We start from the raw sequence: 21,808 nt of genomic DNA on the forward strand, positions 1-21,808 counted from the left end.
GTCGGAGGCATGTCCGTCCTCCGACTTGAATGCACGAAGTGCGACCAGACGTTTGCGCCGGGCAAGGTGTGGAACCTGTGCACGGCGTGTCAGGCGCCGCTGTTCGCCCGCTACGACCTGGAGCGCGCGGCGAAGACGCTGCGCAAGGAAGCGCTGCCTGGACGTGAGCGCTCCATGTGGCGCTACCACGAGGTGCTGCCGGTGGATGACCCGGCGCAGCGCCTGTCGTTGGGCGAAGGCTTCACGCCGCTGCTCTCCGCGCCCCGGCTGGGTTCATGGCTGGGATTGCAGCGGGTCTGGGTGAAGGACGAGAGCGGCAACCCGACGGGCTCCTTCAAGGCGCGAGGCCTGTCCGCCGCGGTGTCCATGGCGAAGGTGCTGGGCGCGAAGGCGGTGTGTCTGCCTTCCGCAGGGAACGCGGGCAGCGCGCTGGCGGCGTACGCGGCGCGGGGCGGGCTGGAGGCGCACGTCTTCGTTCCGAAGGACATCGCGTCGCTGTTCCTGATGGAGACGCGGGCGTACGGCGCGCACGTGGAGACGGTGGAGGGGCTCATCTCCGACGCGGGCCGGGTGTGCGCGGGGCTGGCGAAGGAGCATGGCTGGTACGAGTGCGCCACGCTCAAGGAGCCCTACCGCGTCGAGGGCAAGAAGACGATGGGCTACGAGCTGGCGGAGCAGCTCGGGTGGACGCTGCCGGACGTCATCCTCTATCCGACGGGCGGCGGCACGGGGCTCATCGGGATGTGGAAGGCCTTCGACGAAATGGAAGCGATGGGGCTGATTGATTCGAAGCGGCCCCGGATGGTGGCGGTGCAGGCGGAAGGCTGCGCGCCCATCGTGAAGGCGCACGCGGAAGGCAAGCCGGACGCGCCCATGTGGCAGGGCGCGACGACGCACGCGCACGGCCTGCGGGTGCCCAAGGCCTTGGGTGACTTCCTCATCCTGCGCGCGGTGAAGGACAGCCACGGCACGGCGGTGTCGGTGACGGAGGAGGAGATCGTCCAGGGCACGAAGGACGCAGCCGCGGCGGAAGGGCTGTTCATGGCGCCGGAAGGTGGCGCGTGCGTGGCGGCGCTCAAGAAGCTTCAGGCCGCCGGGGACGTGAAGCCGGAGGAGACGGTGGTCGTGTTCAACACGGGCACGGGCTTCAAGTACGTGGAGAACATGGCGCCTCTGTGGTGAGCGCCCGGCCGATGAAGGTCTTCGCAGAGCCATTCCTCGATGCTGGCCGGGGGCACGTTCGCGCCATTGGCGGCGTTGGTGCAAGGAGACCTTCGTGAGGTTCTTTGAAATGAATGCCGCGAAAGGGGCGCGCTTCACCGGATTCATCGATGGCGCGCACCGATGGGGATTGCCGGGAGGGTTGTGTCCTGTGTGTGGGGCCAGCCCTGGTGGATTGGGAGAGGCGTATCCCTCCGTGGATCTCTCTGGCTGGGCCCACCGTGAGGAGCTTGCGGAAGCAAGGCAGGTTCCGCTCGAAGAGTACGAGCGACTGCGTGATCTCGTTAGGCTTCAGGTGCCCTTTGAGGCGCCACTGTTGCCAGGGGCCGAGTTCGGGCCGCTCATCGGCAAGGCCTCCGGCAAGTGGAGTGCAATCGATCTGTATGACCCTTGGACCCTGGTGATGCGGAGCGAGATCGTGGACCTGCTGCGTGAGGCAGGTATCGCCCTTCGCGCGAGCAAGATGGACCTGCGCTTTCGGAGCAAGGTCGAGGTGGAGCTCCGGGAGGTCGAGATCCATTGCCGAGGCCGACTGCACGACAGCTGCTTTCCGGGCGGACGGGAATGCCCCTGCGAACGGTGCGGGCGGCAAGGAGGCAGTTATCCAGACGCGCCCATCCTTGATGGGAGCACCCTGACCGGCGACCTGGACCTGTTCCGGCTGACTGACTACACGACCATCATCATCGCCACGGAGCGCTTCGTGGACGCCGTGAACCGCTTCGGATTCGAAGGCGTCGTGTTCAAGGAGATTCCTGTCCTCTGACCTACGGCGCCACGTCCAGCCGCGCCCAATCCGCTGCGAGCTGGAGCTCCAGCACACCGTTCTCGTAACGGTGTGCACGCGCTCCCGTCACCTTCCGCACCGACGTCAATCCGTACACCCGGATCGTCTCCTCCGTCCGGCTCCGCGCGAGCGTCCCCGTCTCGCTCCGCTCCAATCGCAGCACTCCGTCCGTCACTCCGCCGCGCAGCTCCGTGAGCCGTGATTCGCCGTAGCCGTCTCCCGCGTCCTCGTAGAGCCGGCCGTACACCTCCGGCGCCGCGTGCACGTGCCACTCCAGGTGCTTCCAGTTCGCGTCCGTGGTGTGCATCGCGGGCTGGGTCAGTGCCACCGCGCCTCCCGCGCGCAGCCATACCGGCACCGTGTCCAGGGGCCCGTCCGCGATGACGTGCTGTCCTCCCTCGCGCACTTCCCCCGTCCGCTCCAGCCCCGGCCACTCCAGCCACGCCCCCGCCGGCAGGTACGCCAGCCGCTTTGTCTGCCCGGGCCGCACCACCGGCGCCACCAGCAGGTCTCTTCCGAACAGGAACTGATCAAACGCTCCCGCCGCCTCCGCGTCCCCAGGCGCCTCCATCAACAGCGGCCTCAGCGGCGCGAGCCCCGTCTCCGACGCCTCGTGCATCAGCGTGTACAGCGTGGGCAGCAGCCGGTACCTCCTCTCCAGCGCCGCTCGCGCCAGGGGCAGATACGGCTCTCCAAACCGCCACGGCTCCTGCGGCGACGTTCCCTTGCCCGCGTGGTTGCGCATCAACGGGTAGAACGTGCCCGTCTGCATCCAGCGCACCAGCAGCTCGCCGTTTGCCCGGCCGATGAAGCCCGGGATGTCCACCCCCGTGTGCGCCACCGCCGCCAGGCCCAATCCCATCAACATGGGCAGCGACGTCTCCAATTGCGTCCAGTGGCTGGAGTTGTCCCCCGTCCACACCGCCGAGTAACGCTGGATGCCCGCGAACCCCGCCCGCGTCAGCAGGAACGGCCGGGCCTCCGGGCGCAGCTCGCGCAAACCCTCGAACGCGCCCTTCGCCATGCCCAGCGCGTAGACGTTGTGCACCTCCAGGTGCCGCTTCTCCCCGTGACGCGCGTCGTACGGCAGCGTCTTGCCCTCCACCTGGCCAATGCCTTCCGCGCGCTCGCTCGTCAGCGTGAGGATGCCCACGTCCGGCTGCACCCCGAAACACGACGGCTCGTTCATGTCGTTCCAGAACCCCGCCATGCCCAGCGCCACGAAGTCGCGGTGCAGGCCTCCCCACCAGCGCTGCACCTCCGGCCGCGTCAGGTCCGGGAACACCGCGGGCTTGGGCCACACCTCGCCCACCAGCACGCCGCCCCGGTCGTAGCGCACCAGGTAGTCGCGCGCCTTCGCGTCCTCGTACACGTTCCAGCCCGGCTCCAGCTTCAAGGCCGGGTCGATGATGGGCACCAGCCGCACACCCTGCGCCGCCGCCTCGCGCACCAGTCCGGCCGGGTCCGGATAGCGCGCGCTGTCCCAGGTCCAGACCTTGTACCCATCCATGTAATCGATATCGAGATACACGCAGTCCAGCGGCAGGTTCCGCTGCCGGTAGCCCTGGATGACGCCCCGGATGTCCTGCGCGTTCTCGTAGCCCCAGCGGCTCTGCTGCGCGCCCAGGCTCCACAGCGGGGGCAAGGGAGGCCGCCCCGTCAGCGCCGCGTACCTGCGCACCACGTCCGCGGGCAGGGGCCCCGCGAAGAGATAGCAATCCAGCTCCGATCCCCACGACTCCCACGCCACCCGCGACGCGTCCGCGAGCGCCACGTCCACCTCCGAGCGCCAGGACTCATCCAGGAAGAACCCCCACGCCACGCCGTCGCGCAGGCCCACGAAGAACGGGATGGACTGGTAGAGCGGATCCGTGTCCGGGTGATGCGGCACCACGTCCGTGTTCCAGAACGTGAAGTGCATGCCGCGCTTGTCCAGCGGCCCCACCTTCTCTCCGAACCCCAGGTAGCGCTCGCCCTCCGGCGCCCGGAGCTTCAGCCTCGCGCGGTGCCGGCTCATCGGATACGCGGCCTGCACCTCACCGGACACGTCCACGCAGCGCGCCAGCTCGCGCCCGTGCGCGTCCTGGAAGCGCCACGTCCCCGACTCCGTGTCCACCTCCAGCGATACGCCCTCCGCCGTCACCCGCGCGCGCTCGCCGTCGCGCTCGACCTTCAGGGGGTGGCCCTCCTCGGCGATGACCGACCAGGACCGCTTGCCGGGCAGCTCGGGATGGAGGAAGCCGATCTCCGACGACACCGGCGCGTGCCTCAGCCGCAACACCCCGGGCAGCGGACACGACACCTCCAGGACGGCATGCCGGCCGGACAGGCGCAGCCGGTGGGATTCGACGTGGGCGTCAGCGACGTGCATGCCTCGCAATCTAGGGAGGCCGCGCGGCCCGCACCCGCCTTTCCTTCCGGGCCCGTGCGATGCTGTCCACTGCCATGACGCCGCCCCCTGATCCGCTGCCATTCCCGGACAGCCTCTGCCACCGCTGCGCCGCGCCGCCCCGCTACGTCCAGACGCGGACCTCCACCTTCATCATGTGTCCGCTCCTGCCCCAGAAGTACGCGCCCCAGCCCGTGCGCGCGTGCTCGCTGTTCCGTCCCCGCGAGCCCGGCGCCACCCACGAATAGCCCTGGTGGCGAGCAGGCAGCGGGGCGTCCAAGGCCATCTCCCACGAGGCATCCGTACCTTTGTCACAAACAAAGGAGCCTTCATGGCCAGCCGTCGCAAGACCCCCGCCGCTCCCCGTCGCAAGCACTCGGCCGCCACGCCCGCGAAGCGCGCCGCGCGCAAGAACCACGCGTCCGCCAGCGCCAGCAGCCGCTATACGAACCCCGCGCTGCGCGAGCGCCTCAAGAAGCGCATCATGAAGAGCGACAAGGGCGGTCGCGCGGGCCAGTGGAGCGCGCGCAAGGCCCAGCTCCTCGCCGCTGAGTACAAGAAGGCCGGCGGTGGCTACCGGGGCTCGCGTGGCACCGCGCAGCGCCACCTGTCCTCCTGGACGAAGGAGAAGTGGGGCACCCAGGACGGTGGCACCCGCGCCCGCCATGGCAGCACCACCGCGCGCTACCTGCCTGAGAAGGCCTGGGCCCACCTGAGCCCGGCGCAGAAGAAGGCCACCGAGCGGCGCAAGCGGACCGGCTCCCGGGCGGGCCGCCAGTACGTCGCCAACACGCCCGCCGCACGCCGGGCGAGGAAGCAGGCCTCGAAGCGCTAGCCCGCGGCCACCCGTCCTTCCATTTCGAAGGCGTGTGACAGGTCCCACCAGGACGGCTCGCGCTCGTGGCATAGAGTGCGGACCTCCTGGAGGTGGGGACCGCTCACGCCCGAAGGAGACGGAGAGGACGTCATGGACTGCGACTGGCTCATCATCGGCTCGGGGTTTGGCGGCAGCGTCAGCGCGTTGCGGCTCGTCGAGAAGGGCTATCGCGTGGTGATGCTGGAGAAGGGCCGACGCCTCCAGGGCCAGGACTTCCCCAAGTCCAACTGGAACCTGAAGCGCTGGCTGTGGATGCCCCAGCTCGGGTGGCGCGGTCTCTTCAAGATGACCTTCTTCCGCCACGTCACCGTGCTGTCCGGCGTCGGCGTGGGCGGCGGCTCGCTCGTCTACGCCAACACGCTGCCCATCCCACGGGACGACTTCTTCGACGCCGCCTCCTGGGGCCACCTGGCGCCGTGGAAGCAGGAGCTGGCGCCGCACTACGCGACCGCGCGCCGCATGCTGGGCGCCACCGTCAACCCGCTCAACACCTTCCCGGACCAGGTGCTCAAGGAGGTGGGCCAGGACCTGGGCCGCACCGACTTCCAGCCCACCACCGTGGCCATCTACTTCGGCGAGCCCAACGTCACCGTGAAGGACCCCTACTTCGGCGGCGAGGGCCCGGACCGCACCGGTTGCAACGCGTGCGGCGGCTGCATGCTGGGCTGCCGCAACAACGCCAAGAACACGCTCGACAAGAACTACCTCTACTTCGCGGAGAAGAAGGGCCTCACCCTCCACGCGGACACGGAGGTCACGTGGGTGCGCCCCCTGCCCGGCGGTGACGGCTACGAGGTGACGGCGAAGGAGGGCACCGGCTTCTTCAAGAAGACGCGCCGCTTCACCGCGAAGCACGTCATCTTCGCGGGCGGCGTGCTGGGCACCATGGACCTGCTGCTCAAGCTCAAGGCCTCGCCGGACGGCCTGCCCCAGCTCTCCGAGCGCGTGGGCGACGGCGTGCGCACCAACTCCGAGGCGCTCATCGGCATCATCAGCGGCAAGAAGCAGAAGGACCGCGACCTGTCCCGGGGCATCGCCATCGGGTCCATCCTCCACACCGACGAGCACTCGCACCTGGAGCCCGTGCGCTACCCGGAGGGCTCCGGCTTCTTCCGCCTGCTCATGGCCCCCCACGTCCCCGGCGCCACCGCGTGGTCGCGCGTGGCCCGGCTGGTGGGGCTGCTCGCGCGCCGCCCCGTGCGCTTCCTCCAGGCCTTCTTCGTCCCGGACTTCGCGCGCCGCACGATGATCCTCCTGTACATGCGCACCATGGAGGGACACCTGCGCATGCGCCGGGGCCGCGCGCTCACCACCGGCTTCCGCTCCGGCCTCACCACCGGCCTGCAGGAGGGCCCCGCGCCCACCGCGAACATGCCGGAGGCCTTCGACCTGGCGAAGCGCGTGTCCGACAAGCTGGATGGCTACCCCATGACCATGGTCAGCGAGACGCTCATGGGCATCCCCACCACCGCGCACATCCTGGGCGGCGCGTGCATGGGGGACTCGCCAAGGACAGGCGCCATCGACGCACGCCACCGCTTGTATGGCTATGAAGGCCTCTATGTGGTGGATGGCGCGGCCATCTCCGCCAACCCGGGCGTCAATCCCTCGCTTACCATCGCCGCGCTCGCCGAGCGCGCCATGACCTTCATCCCCGCCGTCCGGGAGCTGCCCCGGGGCGACACGGACGCCACGCTCGAAACACCCTCGCGCCCCCAGGCCGCCGTTTCCTGACACGCCCCCGCGGGCGTGTACGTGGATGCCCCTTGTGCCCCCTTGAGACCTGGGGACGGGCGCCATTGATCAGACGTGAGCGCGGGGCTCGTACTCCGGTCCTGACTTGCGCGAGTCCGGTGGACGCGGGGATGGCCTGCTTGTCATTGTTGGCTGCGAATGCACGGGATGCCGCCAACCTGGCGACATCCCGCAATGTCGACATGGGTGGGGATCGGCAGTGTTCAGGCACGGGCACTCCGGGTGCCCCCAGGCAGCATGGTTGGCCTGAAGAGTTCCGTGTAGTTCCTATTTTGCAGGATTAGTCGCTTTCGCCACCAGTCCGGTCGGGTGAAGAGATGACTCCGTTCATGTCAGCCTTTTCCATTCATGCCCCGGTGGATGTCTCCGCTGGGCTGGAGAGCCGGGCGGCGGCGCTGCTGGCGTTGCAGTTGCGTGAGTCGCGCAAGCGGGTGGATGGCCTGTTCACCTGGCTGATGTTGGGGCAGTGGGCGGCGGCGGTGCTGGTGGCGGTGTTCGTGTCTCCCTATGGGTGGGAGGGCAAGGTGCGCGCGCTGCACCTGCACGTGCAGACGGCGGTGCTGCTGGGCGCGGCGCTGAGCGTGTTCCCGGTGATGCTCACGCGGCTGCACGCGGGCGAGACGGCGACGCGGCACGTGGTGGCGGTGAGCCAGATGCTCTGGTCCGCGCTGCTCATCCACCTGACGGGGGGCCGCATCGAGACGCACTTCCACATCTTCGGCTCGCTGGCGGTGCTGTCGTTCTACCGCGACCCGAAGGTGCTCTTCACCGCCAGCCTGGCCATCGTCGTGGACCACTGCATGCGGGGGGCGCTGTGGCCGGAGTCCGTCTATGGCCAGCTGCACCCGGAGTGGTGGCGCTTCCTGGAGCATGCCTTCTGGGTGGCCGCCATCGACGTGGTGCTGGTCGTCGCCTGCCGGGACGCGCTGCGCGAGCTGCGGGAACGGGCCGGGCGCCAGGCCCTGGCGGAGGCCTCCATCGAGGAGGAGCTGGCGCTGCGAGCAGGGCAACTGGACGCCGCCGTGCGCGAGGTGCACGCCGTCCGCGGGCACGTGGAGCAGATGGAGCGGCTGGCGTCGCTGGGGCAGCTCACCGCCAGCGTCAGCCACGAGCTGCGCAACCCGCTGGCGGCCGCGCGCACCGCGCATGCGTTCGTCCTGCGCCGGCTGCGCAAGGTGGAGACCCTGCCGTCGGATCCACGCATCGCGCGCTTCCTGGACATCATCGACCGGGAGCTGCAGGCGTGCTCGGTCATCATCTCCGACCTGCTGGACTACGCGAAGGGCCGGCCTCCGCGCCGCACGCCGTGTCCGCTCAAGCCGCTGGTGGAGGAAGCCATCAGCGTGGTGCCGTGCCGCGACGGCGTGCGCGTGGACAACCAGGTGCCGGACGGGCTGCCGGTGCCGCACCTGGACCGCGAGCAGTTCCGCCAGGTGCTGGTCAACCTCATCCAGAACGCGGTGGAGGCCATTCCGTCGGAGCGCTCCGGGACGGTCTGCGTGCACGCCGACGCGTTGGGGGACGGGGGCTGGAGCCTGCGCGTGACGGACGACGGGCCGGGCATCCCCGCGTCGCTCCTGGAGCGCATCTTCGAGCCCATGTTCACCACCAAGCTGCGCGGCACGGGGCTGGGGCTCGCCATCGTGAAGCGGCTGGTGCAGGGACATGGCGCGCGCATCCAGGCGGAGAGCGACTTCGGCCACGGCTCGCGCTTCACCGTCCTCTTCCCAGAGCGTCTCTTCGCTGAGGCATGCGCGCCGGCCGCCGCGGCGCATCCCTGAAGAGAGCAGCGGCACGTTGGCGACTCGCACGTGGGGCGTGGGCTCACGCGATAACGGAGGCAGGCATGCAGGCACAGGCGAAGCCGTACCCGGAGGCGGGTGCGGTGGATGCGGACTGGGCGGTGCGGCGCATGGCGGCGACGGAGCTGGACACCGCCCGGGGGATGTTCTTCCTGGGGGTCCTGGAGACGGTGCGCACCGGCGTGGGCGAGGACGCGGTGGCCGCCTGCCGCGCCGTCACCGACGAGCGCCGCTTCGTGGGCTTCTTCAACTACCCGGTGGCCAGCTTCCTCAAGCTGGCGCAGGTGGCGGCGCGGCAGTTGTCACCCCGGTGGGGCGGGTTCGACGAGGCGCTGCGGCAGATGGGGATGCAGGCCACGCGCAGCTTCCTGGAGTCCGCGGTGGGGCGCACGTTCCTGCTCCTCGCCGCGGGTGACCCACGCAAGCTCGTGACGAACCTGCCGTCCGGCTACCAGATGGCGGTGAGCTACGGGGAGCGCACCGTCGACTGGAAGGGAGAGGGGGACGCGCTGTTCACCATGCGGCGCGACTTCATGCCGCCGGCCTATCACGAGGGGGTCTTGCGCGAGGTGCTCACCATGGTGGGGGCCCGGAACGCCCGGGTCCAGGGGCGCAAGCTGGGCCTGCTGGACACCGAGTACCACATCACCTGGGAGGTGCCTGTCGTGCTGCCCTCGGAACCCCCCAGGCCGTCCCGCTGGCGGATGTTCCAGTAGGGCGCGGGGACCGGGAGTTGGGGCCCGGTCCCCCAAGGCGTCACGCTCCGGGATGACGCGGGACTTGCGCCCCCGGTGCGGCGGCGGTCTCCTCTCACCGGGAGGTCTTCACCGCGTGAGCCGCAGTGACAGTCAGGAACGGACGGAGCGCTGGCGGCGGCTCCTGTCGGACAGCCGCGTCGGGTCGGAGCCGCGCTCCGCGCAGGACGAGGACGCCGCGCACCGGCAGCTCGATGAGCGCAATGACTACTCGCGCGACTACGACCGCATCGTCTTCTCCAGCGAGTTCCGCTGTCTGCACGACAAGACGCAGGTGTTCCCGCTGTCGACGAGCGACTACACGCGCACGCGCCTCACGCACAGCATCGAGGCGTCCTGCGTGGGCCGCTCGCTGGGCCATCAGGCCGGGCTGGGGTTGAAGGCGCAGGGCGTGGAACTTGAGCCGTCCCACCTGGGCACCATCGTGGCGGCGGCGTGCCTGGCGCACGACATCGGCAACCCGCCGTTCGGCCACTCCGGAGAGGCGGCCATCCAGCACTGGGTGGGACAGCGGCTCTCGCCGCCAGGGGAGGGGACGAAGAGCCCCTTCGCGACGGAGGCCGAGTGGCGCGACCTGCGCGACTTCGAGGGCAACGCGCAGGGCTTCCGCATCCTCAACCGGCTCCAGTCGCGCGAGCGCCGGGGCGGACTGCGCTACACCGCCGCGACGCTGGGGGCCATGAGCAAGTACCCGCGCCCGTCGGTGCTGCCCGGCTCGCGGCGGAAGTCGGAGGGCGTCGTGTCGGAGCGGAAGTTCGGTTACTTCCAGGACGACGTCGACCTGGCGCTGGAGGCGTTCCGCGCCACGGGCCTGCGCGAGCGCGAGCCCGGCGTGTTCAGCCGCCACCCGCTGGCCTTCCTCGTCGAGGCGGCGGACGACATCTGCTACGCGGTCATCGACCTGGAGGACTCCGCGAAGCTGGGGCTCGTGCCCCTGGAGCGCGCGTGTCAGTTGCTGGAGTCGGTGCTGCCGGAGCCCACGGTCCGCAAGCCGCCCCGGCACCTGGAGACGCGGATGGCGCAGGCGCGGGCGCGGGTCATCGGGAAGCTCATCCCCAAGTGCGTGGAGGCCTTCGTGGAGCACGCGCACGCGCTGGAGACGGGACGGATGGAGACGTCGCTCACCGAGCTCAAGCCCGACGTGCGCGCGCATCTGGAGGAGATCACCGACTTCACCCGCGAGCACGGCTACTGGAGCGAGCGCGTGCTCCAGATTGAGAGCGCGGGCTTCAAGACGCTGGGCGGCCTGCTGGACATGTTCGCCCTGTCGGTGGTGGCGGAGTCCCCCAACGCGGAGGAGAAGAAGCTGCGGCAGCTCCTGCCCATGGAGTGCTTCCAGCGTCCGGAGTTCGCGGCGGCGGATGAGGCGGCGCCGCGGCCTCCGCGGCGGGACGAGGTCATCCAGCGGCTCACGCCGTACCAGCGGCTGTTGTGCGTGACGGACTACATCACCGGCCTGTCGGACAGCCGCGCGGTGGAGCTGTACCAGCGCCTGTCTGGCATCCAGCTTCCCACGTAGGCCACTTGGCGCGGGGAACGTGCGGCGCCGGCCGCCGGGCGCTACGCTTCACCCCCATGTGTGGCCGAGTCACCGTCCGGACCTCTCCCGCGCAGCTCGTCGCCGAGCTGGAGCTCGCGGGCGCGCGCGCGACGCTGGAGCGCGAGCGCTTCAACCTCTGTCCCACGCAGCTCTTGCCCGTGGTGCCCAATGACGGCGCGCGGCTGTTGGACGTGTTCCGCTGGGGGCTCATCCCGTCCTGGGCGAAGGACGCGTCCATTGGCAACAAGCTGATCAACGCGCGCGGTGAGACGGTGGCGGAGAAGCCCAGCTTCCGCTCGGCGTTGAAGCGCAGGCGGTGCCTGGTGGTGGTGGACGGCTGGTACGAGTGGAAGCAGTCCACCAAGCCCAAGACGCCGTACTTCTTCCACCACCGCGACGGGAAGCCACTGGCCCTGGCGGGGCTCTGGGAGGAATGGACCGCGCCGGACACGGGCGAGGTGCTGCGCACCTGCACCATCATCACCACGGGGCCCAACGCGCTGATGGCGCCCATCCACGACCGGATGCCCGTCATCCTGTCGCCGGAGGGCCAGTCCGTGTGGCTTCGCCCGGAGCCGCAGGAGGCATCCGTCCTGCTGCCGCTGCTCGTCCCCGCGCCGGAGGCGCCGCTGGACGTCTACGAGGTGGCACGCGGGGTGAACTCTCCCGCCAACGACAGTCCGGAGTGCGTGGCCCGCATCGCCGCCTGAGGCGCTATCCCGCCGTGGAGCTGCCCGATTCCCCCGGAGGCGGGCAGTACGGGGCGACAGCCTCCTTCAGCAGTTCCATGTGTAGGGGCTTTCTCAGGGTCCCGACGACGCCGGCCATCCGCTCCGTCTGGAAGCTGGCGGTGAGCACGAAGACGGGCAGTCCGCACAGCGTCGCGTCGTCGTGCAGCCGCCGCAGGAAGCCGTAGCCGTCCATCACCGGCATCATCAAATCCAGCAGGACGATGCAGGGCTTGCGGCAGGACGCCAGCGCCAAGAGCCCCTCCTCACCATTGGTCGCCGTCAGCACGGAGTAGCCTTCGAGTTCGAGGTACCGGGCCATCACTTCCAGCTCCGGCTCGTCATCGATGAGGAGGATCAAGGGCGGGGTCGTCTCGTCGGGCACGGCTCTCTCTTCCGTGTGGTCAAAGGAAAGCTAGGTCGACCGAACGCCGCACTGCCCAGGGCCATCCTTTGATTCCGGGCGGGCGGTTCCTCCCACGGCCAGTGGGGCAGGGGGCCGGCTGGCCGTCTGCCCTGAAACAGTGGCGCGACGGCCCTGTGACACTTCCTGGGTACTCGGGGAAAAGCCCCCTAGGATTCGCGCCATGACGTCCTCCGACAGGGCCGCGCCGAACAAGCACCGGCGCATCGCCGTGGCATCCCTGGCGGGGCTCGCCGTCCTGGCCGGCTGCGGCCTCCTGGGCGCGGAGGCCTGGTACCAGCGGAAGTTCGAGACGCCGCTGCGCCTCCACGGCGAGGCGCTGGCCGCGAACGTGGACGCCTACTGCGCCGAGGAGGCCGCGCTGGGCGACGACCCCTGGTTCCACGAAGGCCGGACGGAAGGGGACGCGGGCCTGCTGCTCAACGCGTGGCTGCCCTGGTCGCGCGACCTGAAGCGCCCCCCTCCGGAAGGCTCGCCGCTCCTCCTCCCCGAGTCGCTGCGCGAGGAGGCCCTGGACCTGAAACAGGGCCGGTGGCTCACCGCGAACATCGACGTGTCCCGCCTGGACTTCGACTGGATGGTCCGGCTGCTGGCCTATGACCGCTGGGACCTGTTCAACGGCAGCCCCCTGAGCGCCGAGGGCCGCTTCAACTGGGCCTCCGGGGACGTCCCCGACCTCTTCCTCCTCCAGCGTTGGGCGAAGTTCCGCATGCTCCATGGCCTGAGGACCGGCCACCCGGTGGAGGCCGCGCAGCAGGTGCGCCACCTGGCGTGGCTGAGCCTGCGGACGGACTCGCTCGTGGGCGGCTCGCTCGCCGTCAACCTGCTCGACATCGAGCGGCTCGCGCACGACGCCATGCCCTCGCCCCCGGCGGACTGGACGCCCATGTCCGCCGAGCAGACGGCCCGGATGAACGCCCTGCTCCAGACGGCGCCCCAGTTCGCGGGGCTCGCCGCGCCCCCGGACGTGGCCCAAAGGGCTCGCGGCTGCGCGACGGAGGCGAACCGGTGCATCGCCCTGACGGAGACCGCCTTCCATGCGCGGCTGCTGGAGCCCCTCGGGTCCCCCTCCGTGGAGGTGGCCACCGCCGCGCTCGACCGGGCCCTGAAGGACGCCGGCTGCCCCACGCCCGCAGCGCACGAGGTGCGCACCCGAGGTGTGACGGTGGAGGACCCTGCATCCGGCATGTCCTCCCTGGCCTCGTCCGTGGCATGGATCCCCTGGGCCCCCGGCCGCCAGGTCCGCTCACACCTTGCCCGGGGTGTCCTCGCCAGCACCCTGGGAGACCTCACCCCGTTGCATGAAAACCGAACGAAACATCCCGCCCCCCTCCAAGGCCAGGCAGGCCTTCCAACCCCCTGAATCGCCGTCCCGGGACCGCCGGGAAACGGCCTGCGCCTGCCCACCTCCACGGTTTTCCGTGGATGACATGGAACTGGCGCCTCGACTGACCTACAGTTCTTGAACGGAGGGGGAAGTTTGCCCGAACTGCCACCCAGCGCGTATCCGGCCTTGTTCGAGCACACGCGAGACGGCGTGCTCGTCCTGGACCCGACCCTGCGGGTCGTGGCCGTGAACCGCGCTGCGGAGGCGCTGCTGGGCCCTCGCGACCTGTGGGTGGGACAGTCCGTGGAGGGCGTGCTGCCGGGTTGGACGCCCCCCCAGGTCACTTCCCCGGACGCCGGCCCCCTGGAGACGGACGTCCCGGTGGGCCCGGTGCGCTCCGTGCGGGTGCAGGCGGTGCCGCAGCAGGACGGCGGCTGGCTGCTGCTGCTCCGGGGCCTGGACGCGGCCCAGGCGGCCGAGTCCATCCTCCGGCAGCAGAAGGAGTTCTTCGAGGCGGTGGTGCGCCACAGCCCGGTGGCCATCATCACCATCAGCCGCGCCTTCGAGGTGCTGTCCTGGAACCCCGCCGCGGAGCGGCTCTTCGGGTACACGCCGCAGGAGGCGCTGGGCCGCAACATCCTCAAGCTCGTGGCCAACGCGGACGAAATCCGCCCGGAGGCCGAGGAGACGTCGCGCGAGGTGCTGCGCAAGGACCGCGTGCACGTCGTCACCCGCCGCGTGCGCAAGGACGGCACCGTCGTGGACGTGGAGCTGCGCGCGCTGCCGGTGACGGTGGCTGGCCAGTCGATGGGCTTCATCGCCATCTACCACGACGTCACCGACCTCCAGCGGGCGCGCCAGGCCGCCGAGGACGCCAACCAGGCCAAGAGCCTGTTCCTGGCCACCGTGAGCCATGAGATCCGCACGCCGATGAACGCCATCATCGGCATGGCGGGGCTCTTGATGGACACGGCGCTCACGCCCGAGCAGCGCGACTTCGCGTCCACCATCCGCCAGAGCGGGGACGCGCTGTTGGGGCTGCTCAACGACATGCTGGACTTCTCCAAGATCGAAGCCGGCCGGGTCGAGCTGGAGCAGCAGCCCTTCAACCTGCGCCAGTGCGTGGAGTCCGTGTTGGACCTGCTCGCCATGCGCGCGAGCGAGAAGTCCCTGGACCTGGGCTACCACGTCACGGACGAGACGCCCGTGAGCGTGGTGGGCGACGGCGCGCGCCTGCGGCAGGTGCTGCTCAACCTGGTGGGTAACGCGGTGAAGTTCACCGAGCGCGGCGGGGTGTCCATCTCCGTGGACACGCCGCGCCAGCCGCTCGCGCCGGGCGGCCTCTTCGAGCTGCACTTCTCCGTGCAGGACACCGGCCTGGGCATCAGCGAGGCCGCGCGCGCGGGCCTCTTCCAGCCCTTCAACCAGTTGGATGAGTCCGTGTCGCGCCGCTACGGCGGCACCGGCCTGGGCCTGGCCATCAGCAAGCGGCTGGTGGAGGCGATGGGCGGGCGGCTGTGGATGGAGAGCGAGGGCGTGCCGGGCAAGGGCGCCACCTTCCACTTCACCTTCCAGGCGCGCGAGGCCCCGCGCGGCGCGGAGGCCCTGCGCCCGGACGCGCTGAAGCTGCATGGCCGGCGCGTGCTGGTGGTGGACGACAACGCCATCAACCGCAAGCTGCTGGGCCGCCAGCTGGCCGCGTGGGGCATGGCCATCGTGGAGGTGGGCTCCGGCGCGGAGGCGCTGTCCAAGCTGGAGTCCGGGGCCCGCTTCGACCTGGCCATCCTGGACCACCGCATGCCGCTGATGGACGGCCCCACGCTGGCGGCGCACATCCGCCAGCAGCGCGACGCGCGCGAGCTGCCCCTGTTGCTGCTCACCTCGTTCGACCAGCGCGACGCGCAGCCGCCCGGCCTCTTCACGGCGGTGCTGCCCCGGCCGGTGAAGGCGTCGCAGCTGCATGACGCGCTGATGACGTGCCTGGCCCAGGACCTCATCTCCGCCCGGCCCATGCCCGTCACGCCCGCGCCCGCCACGCGCGAGCGCTCCGTGTTCAATACGCGCCCCGGCGAGCAGATGCCGCTGCGCATCCTGCTGGTGGAGGACAACCCCACCAACCAGAAGCTGGCGCTGCTGGTGCTGGAGCGGCTGGGCTACCCGGCGGACACCGCGAACAACGGCCGCGAGGGGCTGAACCTCCTGGCGCGCAAGCGCTACGACGTCGTGCTGATGGACGTGCAGATGCCGGAGCTGGACGGCCTGGAGACGACGCGCCAGCTGCGCAAGGACATGCCCCTCAGCGACCAGCCGTGGGTCATCGCCATGACGGCCAATGCGATGACGGCGGACCGCCGCGAGTGCCTGGACGCGGGCATGGACGACTTCCTCAGCAAGCCCATCCGCGTGGAGGAGCTCATCTCCGCGCTGCGCCGCGCCTGGGAGCGCCTGGCGCGCGAGCCCGGGGCCGCCCCCGTCGTCCGTGCCTCGGAGGCCCCGCGCATGGGCGCCCCGCGCATCCGGGGCCTGGAGTCGGGCGCGTTGGATCGGCTGTGGCAGTCGCTGGACGGGCAGGTGGAGCGGATGCTCCCGGAGCTCGTGGACACCGCGCTGGAGAGCATGCCCCGGCTGATGGAGGACGCGCGGGGGGCGCTCGCGCGCGGCGAACTGGAGAACCTGGCGCGCGCCGCCCACACGCTCAAGTCCAACGCGGCCTACTTCGGCGCGGCCATGCTGGAGTCGCTGTGCTGGGACATCGAGCAGCGCGCGGACGCCCGGGTGATGGACGGGATGGAGCCGCTCGTCGCCCACTGCCAGGAGGCGCTGGAGGAGAGCCGCCGGCTCCTGGAGCAGCTCAAGGGCACCGTGGTGCCCGGGCCTCGGCCTGACGCCTGCTAGGCCCGTTGGGGCGCGTTCGGGTCACTGATGGTGAGCGGCTGCCGCTGACCGTCCTTCCCGACGAGGCTCGCGGTGAGGGCGAAGTCCGGCCCCATGCGCAGCTCCAGCGTGGTGGGGCCCGGGTGGGCCACGCGCCAGTCCGGCTCGATGCGCACGGTGCCCAAGAGCTCGCGCTCCACGGTGGTGCGGTCCAGCGCCTCGAAGAGCGCCACCGGCACGGGGCCCGGCCAGGGCGGCAGCTCCAGGTCCACGGTGCGCGTGCCGGGCACGGGCGTGTTGGCGGGGAGCACCTCGTGCTGGCCGCCGCCGGGCACCATGGCGCCAATGGGCATGGGCACCACGTCCGACAGGCCGCTGATGCCGCGCGCCAGGTTGCGCCCCAGGATGGCCGCGCCCACGGCCACGCCCAATTCCGGGTGCACTTCCTTGTCCGACGACAGCTTCTTGAAGTGGGCCAGGCGCTTGCGGATGGCGGGCATGCGCGTCTGGCCGCCCACCATCACCAGCTCGTCGATGGCGTCCGGCTTCAGGCCCGCTTTCTCCAGCACGTCGTCGCACGCGGCGGCGGTGCGCTCGATGAGCTGGAACACCATGGCCTCCATCCGCTCGCGGGTGAGCGTGACGTTGAAGTCCACGAAGGCGCCGTCCTTCTGCGTGATGCAGGGGATGCGGATGGGCACGGACGCGCCGCTGGAGAGCGCCATCTTCGCGGACTCGGCGGCGAAGACCAGGCGCTGCATCACGACCTTGTTGCCGCGCAGGTCGATGCCGTGCTCCTTCTGGAAGTCATCCACCAGCGCTTCCACGATGGCTTCGTCGAAGTTGGCGCCGCCGAGGAACGCGTCGCCGCCGGTGGCCAGCACCTTCACCACGCGGTTCTGCACGGACATGAGGGTGACGTCGAAGGTGCCGCCGCCCAGGTCGAACACCATCACCGTCTGCTCGGGGTTGCGCAGGTTGGCGTAGTAGAGCGCCGCGGCGGTGGGCTCGTTGACGATGGCGCGCACGCGCAGGCCCGCCTTCTCCGCGGCGCGGCGGATGGCCTCGCGCTGGCGGATGGTGGCGTGCGCGGGCACGGTGAGCACGCACTCCTTGAACGGGGTCCCGGCCGCGTGCGTGGCCAGCGTGTTGAGGTGCTTGAGGATGAAGTGCGCCACGTCGATGAGCGGCGTCACCTTCCCGTACACCTCCACGGCGGTGTAGCCGTCCGGGCCCTCCACCAATTCGAAGGCGAAGCGGTTGCGGTGGCGGGCCACGTATTCGGACTGGAAGCGGCGGCCCAAAAAGCGCTTGGCGCCGAAGATGGTGTGGCGCGGGTCGTCGATGATCTGCCGCCGCGCCGCCGGGCCGACGATGGCCTTGTCGCCCGCGTGGAACCACGCGATGGAGGGCAGGGTGAGGCTCTTGTCCGCGATGGGCACCACGCGCAGCTTGTTCGCCTTGTCGAAGAAGGCCGCCGCGGTGTTGGTGGTCCCGAAGTCAATGCCGAGGATGGGGGCGGCGCTCGTGCTCATGTGGGGCCGCCATCCTCGCACGTCCCGCCGCGCCGGGGCACCCGGCACGACGGTTCGCCTGTGCGCGGAGGTCGGTTGAACCCACCGTGTGTCAGGTCCTGGGTGGCGTGTTGTAGCCGGCGTCGCCGTAGGGCTTCAGCCGCTCCAGCCACATCTCCTCCAGCACCTTCAGCTCCTCCACGGGCGGAGGGCCGCCGGGCTCCTCGCGGGGCTTGAGCCTGTCCAGCACCTCGAAGGAGAAGGCCGCTTCGCCGTGGCGCTCCCAGTCCGCCTGCAGCTCGGGGACGCGGTGCATGCGCTGGGCGAACTCGAACCGGATGCGGTTGAACATCGCGGTCAGGTTGAGGGCGTGGCCCACGAACAGCTTGCCGTTGGCGTGGCAGCGGATGGCGTAGATGCCCATGGGCACCTCCGCTTCCTTGTAGGCGCGCTTGCGTTCCGAGCGGGCCGCGCGCGAGTCATCACCGGGCGACATGGTGACCTCCGAAGCCCTGCGAGACGAGCTTCGCCTCCAGCCGCTCCTTCGCGGCGGGGTCGCGCGGGCGCACCCAGTCGCGGCCCATGCGCGCCCAGTCCGCGTCGCGCGCGTCGATGCCCAGCGCCTGGAGGAAGTCGGCCTCGCAGATGAAGCACTGCTCGCGGAAGGGGAAGAGGAAGCCGCCCTGTTCATCCAGCGAGCGCGCGGCCTCCTCGTAGGTGGAGAACCACCGGTTGAGGAACGGGCTCTGACCCTTCTGGAAGAAGGCGCGCGTGTCCAGCGTCCGCGCGCCGCCCTCCAGGGCCTGCTTCAGCTCCGTCCAGGTGGTGTGCCCGGCTTCCCGCGCGACGACGGCGAGCCCGTGCTTGTGCTGCACGGCGTCCCGGCGCGCGAGCACCTCGCCCAGGGACAGGGACGCGAAGAAGGGCAGGGCGCGCATCCGCTCCGCGGCGCGCGTGGCGCGGGCGGTGTCGGACGAGTCCAGGTCCTTGAGGAGCAGGGACGCGCGGACCTTGTACTCATGAAGCGTGACGGGGAGGGTGCTGCCGGTTCCCATGACGAATCCTCCGGTGCTGGCCCTCACCCGTTGGGGGACCGTGGAAGGACTTCATCAGGAGTCTGGCGACAGCGGGTGATGCGAGGGTGACGTCGTCTTTCCGGGCGGCGGGCACCCCTCGGCACCCGTGCAACGAATAGACCAGACGCGTCCCACGGTCGTCAAACGGTTCAGGAGGCGTGCGACCCCTCGGGCCCTCCTTCGCACCTACGGACTCCCTGTCTGTTGGACGCAGCACGCGCCGGCTCCCCCATCCTTCAATAACAGTCAGTCCTTGGGACTTCGCGAGTGCTTGCACCCGCTGAGGCGGATACCCAAGACATCCCCCTTCTCTTGAAGTGAGGCCTTGTCATGCCAAAGTCCATGAGTCTGCGTCCCTCATTGCCTCGTCCGACGAAGCCCCTGTCGGGTTCGGCGGTGCTGACCGAGACGAAGAAGTACGGCATCTTCAAGGAGGGGACCCATCCGAGAACTGAACCCAAGAGCGCTTCGCTCTTCGTCAACACGAAGGTCGAGGAGCCCAAGTTCCATCGCTTCGGGGAGATGCCACCCAGTCCCACCCTCTACACTCGGGGCAAGGACACCTTCGAGCGTTTTGAGTTTCCCAAAGGCGTGGATGACTGCATGCACAACGCAGAGGAGTTCATGCACCAGCGGGAGTTGGCCCTGCCCACGGACAAGACGTACAGCCTCTCCAGCAAGGAGAAGGTGACGGGGCGCGTCCTGGGCGCGACGGACCGGAGAAACATCAATGCTTCAAGGAAGGCCGCGGAGACAGCGCCGGATCAACTGGGCGTCCACGCAAAGCCTGAACCGGGAGAGGCCTTCGGCATCATCCGGCAGGGCAAACTCTCCAAGGTAGAGGCCCAGTCTCCCTACCACTTCGCGCCGGTGGTTGCCCGGGATGGCAGGCACACCATCACCGCTGAGCAGACCGCGGGGACGTCGAATGCGACCGGCGCTCGCGACCAGTACCCGGTCATGGATCGCTACACCGACGGTGCACCCAGGGCCTCGTTCCAGGGGCGTTACGGCACCCAGGGGGGGTACGGCACGGATGCCATCACCGTCGTGGCCCAGAAGCACGGCCCGGATGAATTCAGCGAGGAGTAGGGCGCAGGAACCTACGACTCGGACTGTCCGCGGCGCAGGCCCAGGGCCTTCATCTTCTTGTAGAAGTGCCCCCGCTCCAGGTCGAGGATCCGCGCCGCCTCCGTCACGTTGTCATGCGTGTGGGCGAGCACCCGCTGGATGATCTCCCGCTCCGCGTCCTCCACCTGCTCGCGGAAGGTCTGGTCCACGCGAGGCCTCCAACCGCCCGGGTTCGCCGAAACGGGCTCGGAGCTGGGCCCGGAGGCGGGCGCGGCCTGCGTGACGGCCGCGACGGGGGGCGCATCTCCACCCGCGGTGGGCTCGGGCATGGGGGGCAGGGGACGGCCCCGGGGCAGCAGTTCCAGCGCGTCCGTGCGCGAGACGACCGGCCCCTCGCAGAGGATGGCCAGGCGCTCCACCAGGTTGCGCAGCTCGCGCACGTTGCCCGGATAGTCGTACGCGCTCATCACCGCGAGCGCGTCCGGCGACAGCGCCAGAGGCCGCCGCCCGTTCTTCGCGCACGCCTCGCGCAGGAACGTGTCGATGAGGTCCGGCAGGTCCTCGCGGCGCTCGCGCAGCGGCGGCGAGTGAATCTGCACGACGTTGATCCGGTAGTAGAGGTCCTCGCGGAAGCGTCCCGCGGCGATCTCCTTCTCCAGATTCTTGTTCGTCGCGGCGATGACGCGCACGTCCACCTTGAGCGTCTCCGCGCCGCCCACGCGCTCCAGCTCACCCTCCTGGAGCACGCGCAGGAGCTTCGACTGCATGGCGGCCGGCATGTCGCCGATTTCATCCAGGAAGAGGGTGCCCTCGTGCGCCAGCTCGAACTTGCCGCGCCGCACGCTCACCGCGCCGGTGAAGGCGCCCTTCTCGTGGCCGAACAGCTCGCTCTCGATGAGGTCGTGCGGCACCGCGGCGCAGTTGAGCTTCACGAACGGCCCGCCCTTGCGCTTGGAGTTCTGGTGCAGCGCCCGCGCGATGAGCTCCTTGCCGGTGCCGTTCTCACCGGTGATGAGCACGCGCCCCTCGCTGGGCGCTGTTCGCTGGATGAGGGAGAAGATGCGCTGCATGGCGGGCCCGCCGCCCACCATGTCGAAGCGGCCCAACTGCGCGCGCAGCTCCTGCAACTCCTCCATCGCCGCCTGGTGCTTGAGCGCGTTGCGCAGCGCCACCAGCAGCCGGTCGCGCGCCAGCGGCTTCTCCAGGAAGTCGCGCGCCCCCAGCTGCGTCGCCTTCACCGCCGTGTCGATGGTGCCGTGGCCGGACATCATGATGACGGGCAGGTCCGGCTTGAGCTCCGTGAGCCGCGCCAGCACCGTGAGGCCGTCCATGTCCGGCATCTTCACGTCCATCAGGACGGCATCCACCGGCCGCGCGCTCACCACGTCCAGCGCCACCTGACCGCTGCTGGCCAGCTCCGTGCGGTAGCCGGCCAGCTGCAACGACTGGCTCAGGGTGAGGAGGATGTTCTTTTCGTCATCAACAATGAGGACCGCAGCGGGCATGGGCAAACCGTTCACACTCTCATGGAAATAATCGGGGCATCAAGGGTCTCGTGCTGCCCGGAGGGGCAGGGAAAAGACAAATCTTTTGACTCTCCCCGGTGGGTCCGACTACACGCGGACAGCTCGGCCCACCCCCTGTGGGCCTCTCTTTTCCCGTGGTTGC

18 protein-coding genes are annotated in these 21,808 nt (G+C 70.0%); 12 read left to right on the top strand and 6 right to left on the bottom strand.

All coding sequences use genetic code 11. The features are described from left to right. Positions 1 to 9: 9 nt before the first annotated feature. Positions 10 to 1,182, top strand: a complete 1,173-nt coding sequence (locus ACX114_RS11565) for a threonine synthase (protein ID WP_459297563.1) — start codon at positions 10 to 12, stop codon at positions 1,180 to 1,182. A gap of 94 nt (positions 1,183 to 1,276) precedes the next feature. After that, positions 1,277 to 1,987 (top strand): SitI6 family double-CXXCG motif immunity protein, encoded by a 711-nt coding sequence (gene sitI6, locus ACX114_RS11570; protein ID WP_459297565.1) that lies wholly within the window; start codon positions 1,277 to 1,279, stop codon positions 1,985 to 1,987. Position 1,988: 1 nt separating this feature from the next. Here the strand turns inward: sitI6 and ACX114_RS11575 are convergent, their stop codons facing one another. After that, positions 1,989 to 4,379: a glycoside hydrolase family 31 protein gene (locus ACX114_RS11575; protein WP_459297567.1), complete on the bottom strand. Its 2,391-nt coding sequence runs from the start codon at positions 4,377 to 4,379 to the stop codon at positions 1,989 to 1,991. Positions 4,380 to 4,453: 74 nt separating this feature from the next. On the opposite strand from ACX114_RS11575, the gene ACX114_RS11580 reads away from it, so the two are divergent. The 7 genes from ACX114_RS11580 (at position 4,454) to ACX114_RS11610 (ending at position 11,836) form a co-directional block, all read left to right on the top strand. After that, entirely contained in the window at positions 4,454 to 4,645 is a 192-nt protein-coding gene (locus ACX114_RS11580) for a hypothetical protein (protein ID WP_459297569.1), read from the top strand. 83 nt (positions 4,646 to 4,728) lie between these two features. Then, positions 4,729 to 5,232, top strand: coding sequence for a hypothetical protein (locus ACX114_RS11585; RefSeq protein WP_459297571.1), 504 nt, complete (start codon positions 4,729 to 4,731; stop codon positions 5,230 to 5,232). 132 nt (positions 5,233 to 5,364) lie between these two features. Next, positions 5,365 to 7,008 carry a GMC oxidoreductase gene (locus ACX114_RS11590; protein ID WP_459297573.1) on the top strand — a complete coding sequence of 548 codons (1,644 nt, stop codon included), beginning with the start codon at positions 5,365 to 5,367 and terminating at the stop codon, positions 7,006 to 7,008. 350 nt (positions 7,009 to 7,358) lie between these two features. Then, positions 7,359 to 8,810: a sensor histidine kinase gene (locus ACX114_RS11595; RefSeq protein ID WP_459297575.1), complete on the top strand. Its 1,452-nt coding sequence runs from the start codon at positions 7,359 to 7,361 to the stop codon at positions 8,808 to 8,810. Positions 8,811 to 8,875: 65 nt separating this feature from the next. Continuing rightward, positions 8,876 to 9,547 (top strand): DUF2378 family protein, encoded by a 672-nt coding sequence (locus tag ACX114_RS11600; protein ID WP_459297577.1) that lies wholly within the window; start codon positions 8,876 to 8,878, stop codon positions 9,545 to 9,547. 115 nt (positions 9,548 to 9,662) lie between these two features. Next, positions 9,663 to 11,105: a dGTP triphosphohydrolase gene (gene dgt, locus ACX114_RS11605; protein ID WP_459297579.1), complete on the top strand. Its 1,443-nt coding sequence runs from the start codon at positions 9,663 to 9,665 to the stop codon at positions 11,103 to 11,105. Positions 11,106 to 11,161: 56 nt separating this feature from the next. Continuing rightward, positions 11,162 to 11,836, top strand: a complete 675-nt coding sequence (locus ACX114_RS11610) for an SOS response-associated peptidase (protein WP_120523335.1) — start codon at positions 11,162 to 11,164, stop codon at positions 11,834 to 11,836. A 4-nt stretch (positions 11,837 to 11,840) separates the two neighbouring features. Here the strand turns inward: ACX114_RS11610 and ACX114_RS11615 are convergent, their stop codons facing one another. Continuing rightward, a complete protein-coding gene (locus ACX114_RS11615; RefSeq protein ID WP_459297581.1) occupies positions 11,841 to 12,239 on the bottom strand; it encodes a response regulator in 399 nt (132 codons plus the stop codon). A gap of 202 nt (positions 12,240 to 12,441) precedes the next feature. Here ACX114_RS11615 and ACX114_RS11620 point away from each other — a divergent pair, with 202 nt between their 5' ends. Beyond that, positions 12,442 to 13,641: a hypothetical protein gene (locus ACX114_RS11620; protein WP_459297583.1), complete on the top strand. Its 1,200-nt coding sequence runs from the start codon at positions 12,442 to 12,444 to the stop codon at positions 13,639 to 13,641. A 117-nt stretch (positions 13,642 to 13,758) separates the two neighbouring features. Continuing rightward, positions 13,759 to 16,500 (top strand): response regulator, encoded by a 2,742-nt coding sequence (locus ACX114_RS11625; RefSeq protein WP_459297585.1) that lies wholly within the window; start codon positions 13,759 to 13,761, stop codon positions 16,498 to 16,500. Here ACX114_RS11625 and ACX114_RS11630 read toward each other — a convergent pair. From ACX114_RS11630 to ACX114_RS11640, 3 genes are all read right to left on the bottom strand, one after another. Then, positions 16,497 to 18,014 (bottom strand): Hsp70 family protein, encoded by a 1,518-nt coding sequence (locus ACX114_RS11630; RefSeq protein ID WP_459297587.1) that lies wholly within the window; start codon positions 18,012 to 18,014, stop codon positions 16,497 to 16,499. The genes ACX114_RS11625 and ACX114_RS11630 overlap by 4 nt on opposite strands. A gap of 91 nt (positions 18,015 to 18,105) precedes the next feature. Further along, complete coding sequence (locus ACX114_RS11635; RefSeq protein ID WP_459297589.1) at positions 18,106 to 18,489, bottom strand: GIY-YIG nuclease family protein; 384 nt, start codon at positions 18,487 to 18,489, stop codon at positions 18,106 to 18,108. Next, complete coding sequence (locus ACX114_RS11640) at positions 18,476 to 19,048, bottom strand: hypothetical protein (RefSeq protein ID WP_459297591.1); 573 nt, start codon at positions 19,046 to 19,048, stop codon at positions 18,476 to 18,478. Before ACX114_RS11640 ends, ACX114_RS11635 begins: the two co-directional genes overlap by 14 nt. Before the next feature lie 381 nt (positions 19,049 to 19,429). Between ACX114_RS11640 and ACX114_RS11645 the strand changes: the two genes are divergently transcribed. Beyond that, positions 19,430 to 20,161: a hypothetical protein gene (locus tag ACX114_RS11645; protein WP_459297593.1), complete on the top strand. Its 732-nt coding sequence runs from the start codon at positions 19,430 to 19,432 to the stop codon at positions 20,159 to 20,161. Positions 20,162 to 20,172: 11 nt separating this feature from the next. Here ACX114_RS11645 and ACX114_RS11650 read toward each other — a convergent pair whose 3' ends face one another. Beyond that, positions 20,173 to 21,645, bottom strand: a complete 1,473-nt coding sequence (locus ACX114_RS11650) for a sigma-54-dependent transcriptional regulator (protein WP_459297595.1) — start codon at positions 21,643 to 21,645, stop codon at positions 20,173 to 20,175. Between the last annotated feature and the right edge of the window lie 163 nt (positions 21,646 to 21,808).

It is taken from the genome of Corallococcus sp. M7, from assembly GCF_054512695.1.